Source organism: Paenibacillus arenilitoris (genome assembly GCF_014705655.1).
In the GTDB taxonomy this organism is placed as follows: Bacteria; Bacillota; Bacilli; order Paenibacillales; family Paenibacillaceae; genus Pristimantibacillus; species Pristimantibacillus arenilitoris.
Map to the genome: position 1 here is coordinate 265535 of NZ_JACXIY010000002.1, position 13230 is coordinate 278764.

A 13230-nucleotide genomic window follows, 5' to 3' on the forward strand; every position below is an offset into this window, starting at 1 on the left:
TAAATTCAAATAGTGAACTAAATCGGTTTCAAAATGCTGAAAAAGCGAAACAGTTTCATTTTTTGAAATTAGCAAGCCATCCCGCAGAAAAACGTTGGCGAAGAAGGGGAACCGTGCCGGGGTGTCTATATTACGCAAAGCAAGCGAGCGGGGATTCGGCAAATTAGACAACCAGGCTTCGCTTGCGCGTCGAATTAATGCTACAATGATAGAAAAACGTTGAGGGGAAACGCGCGTGAACGTTGAAGGAGAAGACGCCCCGGTACAGGGAACGGAACAGAAATCAACAAAATTATGCAGAATATGCGGCGAGAGCAAGCCGATTTCGTCCTTTTTGCGCAGAACCGGCAGGCGGTCCGGCGCTGGCGCGCGCAGGGGCACATGCCGGGAGTGCCGCAAGAACGGGGAGCCCCCGCTGAAACAGCCTCCGCTGAGAACCATTCAACCCGTCCAAACCGCTCCTTCGGCTCAAGCGAAGCGGGAACGCCCTCACAGGCACGCGCCTCGCGCGGGCGCGCGTGCCCGCGGCGCGGCCAGGAAGGCGCCAAAGCCGCTGCTGCGTTCTGGCGCGCAGGCGGCGGAAGAAGCGGCCATGCTGAATACGACGCGCAAAGGTACGGTCTGGATGCACGGCCGCACGGACAAAGGACGGAGATGGCGTCAAGAAATCGATTTGGAGCTCGCGATGACGCTCGTCAAGGAACGCATGGCCGTGCTCGTGAATCGGTCTACGATCAGGCGATTATACAGCAACAAAGACTTTCGCAGGTACATTTTGGAGAGGGACAACTACACCTGCTACTTTTGCGGCGAGCCGGGCGATACGATCGATCATATGCTGCCGAGGGCGAAGGGCGGGCACACGACGCCCGATAACTGCGTATGCGCCTGTAACGCATGCAACCAATCGAAGGCTGACCAGGATATCGAGCGATTTATGGAACGGAATGAATCACTCTCTGGTAACACTGCCTTTAATATGGAATAGTATGTAAGTAAATCCTTGATATGGGGGACAAAGCATGCAGCCGTATTACGGGAGCGTTACGAAGTGCGATGAGATGCCCATTGAATTTCCGCCGCAATACCAGCCCGGGCAGCCCGGCATCGAATCGATAATGGTGCCCAGGCCGTTGTCGGAAAACCCCGAATGGGTCGGAACCGGCAAATTATGGAACAAGGTGGCCCTCATTACCGGCGGAGACAGCGGGATCGGCCGCGCCGTCGCTTATCTGTTCGCCAAGGAAGGCGCGGATATCGCGTTCGTTTATTTGAACGAGCACGGGGATGCCGAGGAAACGGCGGAAAGGATCCGGCAATTGGGCCGCAGAAGCCTCGCGATCGCCGGAGACGTGGGGGACGAAGCCTTCTGCAGGCACGCCGTCCAGCGGGTGCTGGCCGAGCTCGGACGGATCGACCTATTGGTCAACAACGCGGCGGAACAGCACGTTCAATTCGACATCGAACAGATTTCCGCGGCGCAGCTGGAACGTACGTTCAGAACGAATCTGTTTTCTTACGTCTATTTCGCCAAAGCGGCCGTGCCCCATCTGAAGCCGGGAAGCGCGATCATCAATACGAGTTCGATCGCCGCGGTCGAAGGCTTTAAGGGGCTCATCGATTATTCGGCCAGCAAAGGCGCGGTATGCGCTTTTACGCGCTCGCTGGCGGTTACGCTGATCGAAAGGGGGATCCGGGTCAACGCGGTCGCGCCCGGAAGAACGTGGACCCCTTTTATCCCTGCGACGCTGCCTCCCGAAGTGTACGCCACGTACGGAAGGGATGTGCCGATCGGACGCTCGGCGCAGCCGATGGAGCTGGCGCCCGCATACTTATATTTGGCTTCCAACGATTCGTCGTACATGGTCGGGCAAACCGTTCATGTCAACGGCGGCGAATTTTTCGGTCTTTGACCGGCTAGCGGCTGCTACAAGTCTTTAACTATCACATCGCCCAAAATCATTTTTTTCTCGTAGCACGAATTCGGATTCAGAATCCGCCACAGCAATTGGTATACCGACCTGCGTCCGAACAGCTCCTTGTCGACGTTCACGGTTGCTTTGCTCGGCAGCGACGGGTCCGTGTTGTCGAAGCCGGTGAAGACGCATGTGTCGGATGCGTTCACGCCTAACCGCGCGAACGCATCGACGTGTAGGAAACGTAATAATCGTTCAGGTCATGATCGAGAAGCTCAGGGATTTGTTTCTGGGCTATTTTGTGCGCTTGGAGGGCGGCGCCGAAGCCGAGCCAACGTTCGTAGCAGCTTTGGGCATCCGCGATTTCCTGGATCGTCACTTTGCTTCGCACGATGATCATCCTCTATCTTTATTTTCAATTACTTTTAATTCATAGGGTCTGTTTGTCTTGTTAGGTTGTTATGCGTTCAATATATCCTAACATTTTGTTAGGTTAAAAAGGGATTTCATGATATTGCGAGCAGGGTGCTCTTCGAGCAAGGTGCACTCTTTGAGAGGAATTGTAATTTGGAATAGGAAACAGTATCTCCTACTGGCCTTCTTTCTCAATGTACCTAACAAGAAAAACAATTGACCGAAATATGGATTGATGCTATTGTTTGTTATGTTAAAAGGTAGGATGTGAATAACAAATGGTATGCAAAACAGGTGTAGCGCGGTTGGAGCAAATTGGAAGCAAGGACAGGCCGGCTGCCGGAGCGGGCCTCACGGGAGGAAGCTATGGGAGAGAACAAACAAGTACTGGGCAACTGGAAGTTTAAAGCGTGCAAGGACGAAAAATGGATGGATGCGGTCGTGCCGGGCTGCGTCCATACCGATCTGCTTCGCTGCGGCACGATCGCCGATCCGTTCCGCGCGACGAACGAGCATGATTTGCAGTGGATCGACAAGCTTGACTGGGAATATGAAACCCGCTTCGACGCGGACGGAGGCATGCTCGCCTCTTCGAACCTGCAGCTCGTATTCGACGGTCTGGACACGTATGCGGATGTCTACCTGAACGGCAAGCATGTGCTGTCCGCGGACAACATGTTCAGAACGTGGAAGGCGGACGTGTTGGGGATCGTAACGGAGAAGGACAACGTGCTGACGGTCCGGTTCCGCTCGCCGGTAAGCGAGGACCTGCCCAAGATCAAGAAGCTCGGCTACAACTTGCCGGCGTCTAACGATCAATCCGAGCTTGGCGGGCTTGGGGAAGACAAAATAAGCGTCTTCGCCCGCAAAGCGCCGTACCACTACGGCTGGGATTGGGGCCCGCGGTTCGTGACGAGCGGCATCTGGCGCGAAGCGAGGCTCGAAGGCTGGTCGGACGCCAAAGTGAGCGACGTCTTCGTGCGGCAGGACCGCGTCACCGTTGAGGAAGCCGCATTAACGGTCGGCGTTACGATCGAGGCCGATCGGGATTTCGACAGCGTCGTCCGGCTGAGCGCGGAAGGACATTGTTGGGAACAAGCGGTCAGCTTGAAGCGCGGAACGAACGTCGTGCAAATTCCGGCGACGATCATCGGGCCGAAGCTGTGGTGGAGCCGAGGCTTGGGGGAAGCTTACTTGTACGTCATCAAGGCGGAGCTGTACCGCGGGGCGGAGATGGTTGCCGCCGGTTCGGCTCGCACAGGGTTGCGTTCGGTACGGCTTGTCCGGGATAAGGACGCGGCGGGAGCGAGCTTCTACTTTGAGCTGAACGGCGTGCCCGTGTTCGCCAAAGGGGCGAACCATATTCCGAACGACAGCTTCCTTACGGAAGTGACCGAGGAGCGCTACCGGCACGAGATCGCGACGGCGGCCGAGTCGAACATGAATATGCTGCGCGTATGGGGCGGCGGCATTTACGAGCAGCCGGCGTTCTACGAGCTATGCGACGAATACGGCATTCTAATCTGGCAGGACTTCATGTTCGCGTGCAGCATGTACCCGGGCGACGAAGCGTTCCTAAGCAACGTCCGCGCCGAGGCGGAAGAGAACGTGAAGCGGCTGCGCAACCACCCGTCCATCGTGCTCTGGTGCGGCAATAACGAGATCGACTCCGCGTGGTCCGAGTACGAGGAGAACGGAGGGTGGGGCTGGAAGAAAAATTACACGGCGGAGCAGCGCAAGAAGATTTGGGCCGATTACGAAGCCGTATTCCACCGGATTTTGCCCGAAGTCGTCGATGCTTGCGCGCCGGGAATGGCTTACTGGCCTTCGTCCCCGCTCGTCTCGTTGACCGGGGACAGGAGCCAGCATGCCCATCCGCTTTCCTCGGAAGGCGACATCCATTACTGGGGCGTCTGGCACTCGGTCGAGCCGTTCGAGAATTACAACGTGAAGATCGGACGCTTCATGAGCGAATACGGCTTCCAGTCGTTCCCCGAATACGATACGGTCATGACGTTCGCGACGGAGAGCGATTTGGCGCTCGATTCGAAGGTCATGCGCGCCCATCAGAAGAACGGCGACGGCAACCGGCTGATCAAGGAGTATATGGACATTTACATGAGCGAGCCGAAGGACTTCCCGTCCTTCCTGTACATGAGCCAAGTGCTGCAGGCCGAAGCGATGAAAATCGCGATCGAAGCGCATCGCCGGAAGATGCCGTACTGCATGGGTACGCTCTATTGGCAGATGAACGACTGCTGGCCGGTCGCTTCTTGGTCGGGGATGGATTACTACGGCAAGTGGAAGGCGATGCAGTATTACGCGATGAACAGCTTCAAGGACACGATGGTTTCCTTCGACCGGACCGATGGCGGACGGGTCGAGGCGCATGTCGTGCGCGACGAGCTGAGCGCGCTGTCCGGCGAGCTGCGGGTCGTTTTGCATGATTTTGCCGGTGCCGAGCTGAAGCGGGAGGTCGCGTCCGTATCGGTCGAAGGCAACAGCTCGTCCGTCGTCTTCTCCTTCGACGAGCGGGAGTGGCTGAACGGCCGCGACGCGGGAAGCGTCGTGCTGCACGCGGAGCTATGGGCGGACGGTCTATTGGTGGACGGCAAGGCGTTCTACTTCGTCAAAGCGAAGGAGCTTGCTCTAGGCGCCAGCGAGATTCGGATCGAGGAAGCGGAAGGAAGCGGCGGGACGAAGTTCACGCTGAAGTCCGACGCGCTCGCGAAGCAGGTATGGCTGACCGCCGAAGAGCCGGGCATTTTCTCGGACAACTTCTTCGACCTCATTCCAGGCGTCGAGAAGACGATCGAGTTCCGCCGCCGCGAAGCCGGGGAGGCGCTGAGCAAGCCTGCCTCGCCGGGCGGCATTCGGGTTCGCTCGATGATCGATTTTTTGCTTGAACGGACGATGGAAGGTTAACTGGCAAAATAAAGCGAAGGGATCGTAACCCGAAGGCGCAAGCTGCCGGGCGACGGTCCCTTATTTGATTGATGCGAAGCTTATTTTTAAACTAGGAAGGGTTGGCGACGACGTAACGGAAATTTTCGATCGCCGCCTCGTGCCGGTCCGGGAAGCCGGTTGAGATGGTTATAGAAGCTGAACGGAAATTTGAACACATGCCCGTAATCCCAGTCGTGGCCCGCATAGTCGGCCGTCCAGTACGCCGTTTCATGCGGCAGGCAGCCCGACCGGCTTGCCTGGACGAGCGGCAGACGGTCGACGGGCGAATGCAGCGGCGGCGGCTGTTCGAGATCGACCTGTCTGGCGGCGCGCAGCGCTTTGACCAGCTTCATGAGGGGAGGGAGTCCCCGCCTGAAATAAGCCTCGTGGCCGAGGTCGGACAAAATGTTAAGCGCATGGGAGGAAGTCAGCATATGCCCGATCAAATCATGATGGGCTTCCGCCCGATAAATGACCGGGAAGGCGGCAACTTCGTCCAGAATAAAGGCCGATAGCCGGGCGGCATTCCGGATGTCGGGAAAATGATCGCTCTCCTCGATCGTAAACCGCTTGACTTGCGAGGCGGTGTAGCCTATCCAGGAGCGTCCGGGAATCGTTTTCTCGAACGAGAGGATGAGCCGGGCGATGCCGTCGATCTCGGCCCTTGATCGGGTGTTGCCGAGTTCGCGGAGCGCCATCAGGCTTACCGCGGAATAAATGACGTTATGCCCGACCCAGTGCAGCCCGTCGATCGTACGCTCCAGCGCTTCCAGTATGAGCCGCTCGGCGTCGGCCGGAGAGGTATCGGGCACCGCCCCGGCCGGCGGCGGGGCTGCATACGCATCCAGCATATTCCCGGCCTGCGCGACGATACGGGCGGCGAGCTCTCCGCCGAATCCGTTCTCCTTGACCAAGAAATAGGCGGCAATTCCCGCCGCTCCGATATGAGCCTCCCAAATATCGCCGGTCCGCTCCTTGCACCGCGAGATGACGGCGAGTCCTCTTTCAAGCAACGCTGTGTCCATGCGTGACCTCCTTCAATGGCTGCTTTTTTTATCGTTGATGCAAAAATGAAAGCTTAAAGCGGAAACATAACCCACCGGTCGCAGAACCAATCCGAGACGAGATAAGCAGCAAGCGCCGAAATGAGAATGACGATGAGATCAAGCAAGCGAATCCTTTTGAACGCCATCGCTGCCATGATCGCAATTGAGTTGAGAGCCGCAAAGGTTACGTATACCGGGATGCGCTTCATATATAAGAAGATCATCGCAACGCACGAAAGGACGAAAACGAGCAGTGATAGAATGGTCTTGTTCACAATGAAACAATCCGATAAGGATAACCGTCCATCTCGAATTCCCCTTTGCGACCCGCCCCTTCGATGACGACTTCCGTCCCGAAACGATACGCCGCTTTATCGGAACCCAGCCATACCCGGTTATGCGAAGACAATATAAGCAAGCCGTCCTCGTCGCCAAGCGCGGCGAAATCGTCGCTTCCGTCCCGGTATTCGCCGATAGCGAAGCGGGAAGCCAGGAGCGCTTTCGCCTGCGGCACATCATGTACGGCAAGCCCGATCTCGCTAATGTTCAGAAGGCTGCCCGGCGCAAACGGGTCATGCGACACGCGGTTCAAGTTGCGCCTGGCGATGAATTCAACGATATTGCCGGCAGGATCGTAGAAGTAGACGGATTCGGCATTCCATGCTTCGAACTGCGCGACAAGCTCGCCACCGGACAGCCGGTTTAGCGGGATGCCGCGCGATTGCAACCAGGATAAGGCTTCTTCCGTTTTGTTCGCTGGAATATCGAAGGCAAGATGGTAATAAGGGCTTGCACCTGCCGCGGATGCCTGCTCAAAGATCAGCTGCGAGGAACCGGCGCCTACGGTGAAGGCACGCTCGCCTTCATCTATTGCAGGCAAGCCGAGCACCTGCGAGTAAAAGGTTTTCAACCGCTCGAGCTTATCGGTCAACAGCTTCACGCTTCGTATTTTCACATAATCACACCTTTACGCCACGTAAGGAATTACACTTTCCATCCCTTCATTTCCCATCCTATCAGATTGGCCGAGTGCGGGACAATGTCCAATTCCGCCGGCGGCACATATTCCCCCCGAAGGGCACGTAGAGTTAAGCAAGACGGTAAACAAAGGTGGAATGCGCGTTGGAAACGCAAGCTTACCGAACGGCACATCCTGTGCGTTTTGTTACGGCTGCTGCCTTATTCGACGGTCATGACGCAACGATTAACATCATACGAAGAATTTTGCTGGCTTCCGGAGCCGAGGTCGTTCATCTCGGGCATAACCGGTCCGCCGAGGAGGTCGTCCATGCGGCGATTCAGGAGGACGCGCAGGGGATCGCGGTCAGCTCGTATCAGGGCGGCCATGTCGAATATTTGAAATATATGCACGACCTGCTCGTCAATTACGGCGCGGGACATATCCGCATCTTCGCCGGCGGGGGCGGCGTCATCGTGCCGTCCGAAGCGAAGGCGTTGATCGGCTACGGCATCGCCAAAATTTTCACGCCCGACGACGGCCGCGTGCTGGGCTTGCAGGGCATGATCAACGAAATGCTCCGGGCGGCCGATTTTGCGACGCCGAAGCAGCTCGAGCGGGAGCTGGAAAAGCTGCGAACCGGAGACGGCTGGGGCGCCGCCGCCAGGCTGATCACGCTTGCGGAGGAAGCGGTGGCGAAGGAGGGCTCGGCCCGGACCGTCGGCGCCGCATTAAGGAAAGCGTTCCCAACCCCGGGTACAGCCGTTCCGATACTCGGCATTACGGGCACCGGAGGAGCGGGCAAAAGCTCGCTCACCGACGAGCTGGTGCGCCGCTTCCTCGAGCAGTTCCCGGACCTCTCCGTCGCGATTCTGTCCATCGACCCGACCAAGCAGATGACCGGTGGCGCGCTGCTCGGCGATCGGATCCGGATGAACGCGATCCACAGCCCCCGCGTTTATATGAGGAGCATGGCGACGCGCGGCTCCAAGTCCGAGCTGAGCGCGGCCGTGCGCGAAGCGGTCGAGATCGTGAAAGCGGCCGGTCACGCTCTCGTCATCGTGGAGACGAGCGGAATCGGGCAGGGCGATTCCGGCATCGTCGGGCTGTGCGATGTGTCGATGTACGTCATGACAAGCGAATTCGGCGCGGCGACCCAGCTGGAGAAGATCGATATGATCGACTACGCCGACCTGATCGTCTTGAATAAATTCGAGCGCAGAGGCTCCGAGGATGCGCTGCGGGACGTACGCAAGCAGTACAAGCGCAGCCGCAGCCTGTTCGGGACGCCGGACGGGGAGCTGCCCGTATACGCGACGATCGCGAGCCGGTTCAACGATTCCGGCACGAACGCCCTGTTCGCCGGCCTGATGCGTCGGATCGGGGAGAAGACCGGCTGTCCTTGGGCGGCGGGCGTCGTCGGCGCAATCGGCGCAATCGGCGGAGCGGCTAAACGCGGCCACATTATCCCGCAAAGCCGAACCGGCTATTTGGGCGAAATCGCGCAAACGGTCCGGGAATACAAGAGCTTTGCGGATGAGCAGGTCGAAGCGGCGAGGCGCCTCGCTCATTTGAGAGGCGCGAAGCGTCTGGCGGAAGCCGGCCATGGACCGTTGGCGGAGGAGGAGGCGAAGCGTCTGGCGGACCGGCTGGACGAGATGATTGCGTTCCACGAATCCGGGCTGCATCCGGACTGCCGGAAGCTGCTCGCGGAATGGCCGGGCATCAAGAAGGCTTATGGGCGGGAGCAGCTGGTCACGAACGTTCGCGGCAAAGAAATCCGCACGGCGCTCTATGCGGAAACGCTGTCCGGCAGTAAAATTCCGAAGGTCAGCCTGCCAAGCTGGGAGGATGACGGCGAGCTGTTGCGCTGGCTGCTCAAGGAGAATGCGCCCGGCTTCTTTCCTTATACGGCGGGCGTATTCCCGTTCAAGCGAACGAACGAAGACCCGAAGCGCCAGTTTGCGGGGGAAGGGACGCCGGAGCGGACGAACCGCCGGTTTCATTTTTTATGCCAGAACGACGAGGCCAAGCGGCTGTCCACCGCCTTCGACAGCGTGACGCTCTATGGGCAGGATCCCGACATGAGGCCCGACATTTACGGGAAAATCGGGAACAGCGGCGTAAGCGTGTGCACGCTCGACGATATGAAGAAGCTGTTCGCCGGGTTCGACCTGTGCGATTTTTCCACCAGCGTCTCCATGACGATCAACGGGCCGGCGCCGATCGTGCTGGCCATGTATTTAAACGCCGCCATCGAGCAGCAGACCGATGCCTTCGCACGCAAGCGCGGGCGTCAGCCGGATCAGGAGGAGTACGACGGCATTAGGGCGAATACGCTGCAAACGGTGCGCGGCACGGTGCAGGCCGATATTTTGAAGGAGGATCAAGGCCAGAACACGTGCATCTTCTCGACCGAATTCGCCTTGAAGCTGATGGGCGACATCCAGCAGTATTTCATCGATCATCGCGTGCGCAATTACTATTCCGTCAGCATCAGCGGCTACCATATCGCCGAAGCGGGGGCGAATCCGATCTCCCAGCTGGCGTTCACGCTGGCGAACGGGTTCACCTACGTGGAATATTATTTGAGCCGCGGCATGGCGATCGACGATTTTGCGCCGAATCTTTCCTTCTTCTTCAGCAACGGGCTCGATGCCGAATATTCCGTCATGGGCCGCGCGGCGCGCAGAATCTGGGCGACCGTCATGAAGCGCAAATACAATGGCAACGAGCGCAGCCAGAAGCTGAAATACCATATCCAGACGTCCGGCCGCTCCCTGCACGCGCAGGAAATGGATTTCAACGACATCCGCACGACGCTGCAGGCGCTTATGGCGAGCTACGACAACTGCAACTCGTTGCATACGAACGCTTACGACGAAGCGTTGACGACGCCGACGGAGCATTCGGTCCGGCGCGCGATGGCGATTCAGATGATCATTAACAAGGAGCTCGGCCTCGCCAAAAACGAAAACCCGCTGCAGGGCGCCTTCATCATCGAGCAGCTGACCGATCTCGTCGAAGAAGCGGTATTGGCGGAATTCGAGCGGATCAACGACCGCGGCGGCGTGCTCGGGGCCATGGAGACGGGGTACCAGCGCGGCAAAATCCAGGAGGAGTCGCTCGATTACGAGCAGAAAAAGCATTCGGGGCGGCTGCCGATCGTCGGGGTGAATACGTTCGTTAACCCGAACGGGGGGGAAGCCGTCTACGACATCGAACTGGCGCGGTCGACGGAAGAGGAGAAGCAGACCCAAATCGCGAACCTGCGCGACTTCCGCAAGCGGCACGAGAAGGAGTGCCCGGAAGCGCTCCAAAGGCTCAAGCGGGTGGCGCTTGGCGGCGGCAACGTCTTCGCGGAGCTGATGGAGACGGTAAAATCGGCATCGCTCGGCCAGATGACGAACGCGCTGTTCGAGGCGGGAGGACAATACCGCCGAAATATGTAGCCGGGCAAACGAAAGGCTCATACCGCCCGATTGCGTCTATCGGGCGATATGAGCCTCATTGCGTGCGAAAATTTAACGCTGATTCAGGATGCTTACTTCCGGATCGACGTCGGCTTCGTAATCGACGCCGTCGGTTTCGAAGCCGAACAGCTGGAAAAACTCGCGGCGGTAGCCTTCCAGATCGGACAGCTCGAATACGTTCTCCGTCGTGAGGTCGGCCCAGCGCTTCGCCACCTCGGCTTGAATGTCCGGCCGCATCTCCCAGTCGTCGATGCGGATGAGTCCCTTCTCGTCGACCGGCGTCTCGCCCGAGACGTAGAGACGCTCGGAGAACAAGCGGTACATCTGCTCGATGCAGCCCTCGTGGATGCCTTGTTCCTTCATCACTTTGTACAGCGCGGAAATATACAGCGGCACGACCGGAATCGCGGAGCTGGACTGCGTGACGAGCGCCTTGTTGACCGAGACGTACGCGCGACCGCCGTTCGCGCCAAGCTGATCGTTCAGGCGGCGCGCCGTCGCTTCCAGATCGTTCTTCGCGGCGCCGATCGTTCCCTCGCGGTAGACCGCGTGCGTAATTTCCGGTCCGATATAGGAATACGAGACGGTCGTCGCCCCTTCGGCCAGCACGCCGGCCCCGCGGAGCTCGTCGATCCACATCTGCCAGTCCTCGCCGCCCATGACGGCGATCGTCTGGCGAAGCTCGTCCTCGGTGGCCGGCTCGATCGTGGCCTGCGTCACTTCGCCGCTGTGGAAGTTGACCGTCTTGTTCGTGTACGTTGCGCCGAGCGGCTTAATAACGGAGGCGAACGTTTCTCCCGTCTTCGGATGCGTACGGCGCGGAGACGCTACGCTGTACACGACGAGATCGACCTTGCCGAGCTCGGTGCGGATCAGGTCGATCGTCTTCGCCTTGATCTCGTCGGAGAACGCGTCGCCGACGATGCTGTACGACTTCAGGCCGGCTGCCGCGGCGGCTTCCTCGAACGCCGCCGAGTTATACCAGCCCGCGGACGCGGTGCGCGAGCCTTCGGCCGCCTTGTCGAAGTAGACGCCGATCGTGTTCGCGCCGGCCGCGAACGACGATACGATGCGGGATGCGAGACCGTATCCGGTCGAAGCGCCGATGACGAGCACGTTCTTCGGCCCTTCGATGGACGGCTTTCCTTTCGCGTAGTCGATTTGGCGCGTCACTTGCTTCGCGCAGCCTTCCGGATGCGCCGTCGTGCAGATGAAGCCGCGTGTTTTCGGTTGAATGATCATATCGGAATATTCCTTTCTCTGGTGGAATCGGCTTGAAACCTGTTATGTAGCGGGACAACTCTATCCCATTTTACCGATTTTTGCCCTTAAAGGGAAGTTCCCGGCGCGTCCGCCGGCAATTATTTATTCGCCGATCGGAACGCAAATAAGCGCCGGGACGCGGCACTGGCCTTCCCGGCGCTTATTTATGTAAGCGAATTAGTAGCGGCCAGCGAGCTGCTGTTCCGCGATTTGAATAAGACGACGGGTGATGTAGCCGCCGATGGAGCCCATTTCGCGGGTCGTCATGTTGCCGTAGTAACCATCCTGCGGAAGCATGATGCCAAGCTCTTGGGCAACTTCGTACTTCATTTGCTCAAGCGCGGCGCGAGCTCCCGGGATGACGAGCTGATTGGATCGGTTTGCCATCTGTTTTCGCCTCCTTTTGACCCTATTATGCTTCCCGCGGGAATGGATTATTCGCCTTGTTGCACCTTAATTTACCGCCGTTCCGATGCGTAAGTCCGTGGTAAAATGGGTACACGCAAAGGAGGCGGCGTTATGTTTATGAATCCGATGCTTATGACGGAGCGCTACGAACCTTTTAACGACGAACGATATCTATTCGAACCGATCGTCGACGGCCATCGTCTGCAGTTGTCTTTCTTCGCGAACAAAGCCAAGCTGTACACGCGGCATCGCAACGACGTGACGCGGCAATACCCGGAATTACATAACGTTCCTTTGCGCGAGCCCGCCGATGTCGTCCTTGACGGCGAGGTCGCTTGTTTCAACCCGCGTACGGGCGCCATCGAATTCGATACGCTGATTGAACGGTACCGGTTGAATAAGGATGCGCGGATACGGGACGCCAGGAAGACGTTTCCGGTCACCTTTTTCGTATTCGATATTCTTCATTATAACGGCGAGGATCTGAGGGAGAAGCCGCTCATGGAGCGCAGGAAGCTGCTGGGCGACATTTTGGAGGATAACGCCTTTTACAAGAAGCTGATGTTCGTAGACGGGAAGGGCGAGGAGCTGTTCGAGCTCGTGAAGCGGTCGGGGCTTGAAGGCGTCGCCTGCAAGCGTAAGGACAGCCTCTACGTCGAGGGACGCGGCGGAGACTGGCAGAAGGTGCCGAATGCGGAATACGCGAGCATGAAGGCGGCGGCAAAGAACCGGCCGCATCCGGACGGCTTGACCGATTACAGCGCGTAAGACGGAGGGGCATAAAATAAGGTTGCCCCTCCGCAATC

12 protein-coding genes are annotated in these 13230 nt (G+C 58.3%); 5 read left to right on the forward strand and 7 right to left on the reverse strand.

Features of this window, described 5'->3' with window-relative positions; genetic code table 11:
* The first annotated feature begins 235 nt into the window (after nt 1–235).
* Together IDH41_RS31890 and IDH41_RS02585 are read left to right on the forward strand one after the other, a co-directional pair.
* Nucleotides 236–988: an HNH endonuclease gene (locus IDH41_RS31890; RefSeq protein ID WP_190858001.1), complete on the forward strand. Its 753-nt coding sequence runs from the start codon at nt 236–238 to the stop codon at nt 986–988.
* Nucleotides 989–1022: 34 nt separating this feature from the next.
* Entirely contained in the window at nt 1023–1913 is an 891-nt protein-coding gene (locus IDH41_RS02585) for an SDR family oxidoreductase (RefSeq protein ID WP_190858003.1), read from the forward strand.
* A 14-nt stretch (nt 1914–1927) separates the two neighbouring features.
* On the opposite strand, the gene IDH41_RS02590 is transcribed toward IDH41_RS02585, so the two are convergent.
* Nucleotides 1928–2125: a type 1 periplasmic-binding domain-containing protein gene (locus IDH41_RS02590; RefSeq protein WP_190858005.1), complete on the reverse strand. Its 198-nt coding sequence runs from the start codon at nt 2123–2125 to the stop codon at nt 1928–1930.
* Nucleotides 2126–2127: 2 nt separating this feature from the next.
* Nucleotides 2128–2307: a hypothetical protein gene (locus tag IDH41_RS02595; RefSeq protein WP_190858007.1), complete on the reverse strand. Its 180-nt coding sequence runs from the start codon at nt 2305–2307 to the stop codon at nt 2128–2130.
* 389 nt (nt 2308–2696) lie between these two features.
* On the opposite strand from IDH41_RS02595, the gene IDH41_RS02600 reads away from it, so the two are divergent.
* Nucleotides 2697–5255, forward strand: a complete 2559-nt coding sequence (locus tag IDH41_RS02600; protein WP_190858009.1) for a beta-mannosidase — start codon at nt 2697–2699, stop codon at nt 5253–5255.
* Between the two features lie 86 nt (nt 5256–5341).
* On the opposite strand, the gene IDH41_RS02605 is transcribed toward IDH41_RS02600, so the two are convergent.
* From IDH41_RS02605 to IDH41_RS02615, 3 genes are read right to left on the reverse strand one after another with little or no spacing between them, the layout of a single operon-like run.
* The gene (locus IDH41_RS02605; protein ID WP_223829382.1) at nt 5342–6301 is read right to left on the reverse strand and encodes a hypothetical protein; all 960 of its coding nucleotides are present in this window, start codon (nt 6299–6301) and stop codon (nt 5342–5344) included.
* 53 nt (nt 6302–6354) lie between these two features.
* Nucleotides 6355–6597, reverse strand: a complete 243-nt coding sequence (locus IDH41_RS02610; RefSeq protein ID WP_190858011.1) for a hypothetical protein — start codon at nt 6595–6597, stop codon at nt 6355–6357.
* Nucleotides 6594–7277, reverse strand: a complete 684-nt coding sequence (locus tag IDH41_RS02615) for a VOC family protein (RefSeq protein WP_190858013.1) — start codon at nt 7275–7277, stop codon at nt 6594–6596. The genes IDH41_RS02610 and IDH41_RS02615 overlap by 4 nt, the downstream gene beginning before the upstream one ends.
* Nucleotides 7278–7444: 167 nt before the next feature.
* Between IDH41_RS02615 and icmF the strand changes: the two genes are divergently transcribed.
* The gene (gene icmF, locus IDH41_RS02620) at nt 7445–10732 is read left to right on the forward strand and encodes a fused isobutyryl-CoA mutase/GTPase IcmF (RefSeq protein WP_190858014.1); all 3288 of its coding nucleotides are present in this window, start codon (nt 7445–7447) and stop codon (nt 10730–10732) included.
* 72 nt (nt 10733–10804) lie between these two features.
* Here the strand turns inward: icmF and fabV are convergent, their stop codons facing one another.
* Together fabV and IDH41_RS02630 are read right to left on the reverse strand one after the other, a co-directional pair.
* Nucleotides 10805–11995: an enoyl-ACP reductase FabV gene (gene fabV, locus IDH41_RS02625; RefSeq protein WP_190858016.1), complete on the reverse strand. Its 1191-nt coding sequence runs from the start codon at nt 11993–11995 to the stop codon at nt 10805–10807.
* 198 nt (nt 11996–12193) lie between these two features.
* Complete coding sequence (locus IDH41_RS02630) at nt 12194–12403, reverse strand: alpha/beta-type small acid-soluble spore protein (protein WP_190858018.1); 210 nt, start codon at nt 12401–12403, stop codon at nt 12194–12196.
* Between the two features lie 132 nt (nt 12404–12535).
* Between IDH41_RS02630 and IDH41_RS02635 the strand changes: the two genes are divergently transcribed.
* Nucleotides 12536–13192, forward strand: a complete 657-nt coding sequence (locus IDH41_RS02635) for an ATP-dependent DNA ligase (protein ID WP_190858020.1) — start codon at nt 12536–12538, stop codon at nt 13190–13192.
* Nucleotides 13193–13230 lie beyond the last annotated feature (38 nt).

Excerpts from the sequence above, each read along its gene's own strand:
- IDH41_RS02585 (WP_190858003.1), top strand. The coding sequence starts at position 1,023 with ATGCAGCCGTATTACGGGAGCGTTACGAAGTGCGATGAGATGCCCATT.
- IDH41_RS02600 (WP_190858009.1), top strand. The coding sequence starts at position 2,697 with ATGGGAGAGAACAAACAAGTACTGGGCAACTGGAAGTTTAAAGCGTGC.
- IDH41_RS02605 (WP_223829382.1), bottom strand. The coding sequence starts at position 6,301 with ATGGACACAGCGTTGCTTGAAAGAGGACTCGCCGTCATCTCGCGGTGC.
- fabV (WP_190858016.1), bottom strand. The coding sequence starts at position 11,995 with ATGATCATTCAACCGAAAACACGCGGCTTCATCTGCACGACGGCGCAT.
- IDH41_RS02630 (WP_190858018.1), bottom strand. The coding sequence starts at position 12,403 with ATGGCAAACCGATCCAATCAGCTCGTCATCCCGGGAGCTCGCGCCGCG.
- IDH41_RS02635 (WP_190858020.1), top strand. The coding sequence starts at position 12,536 with ATGTTTATGAATCCGATGCTTATGACGGAGCGCTACGAACCTTTTAAC.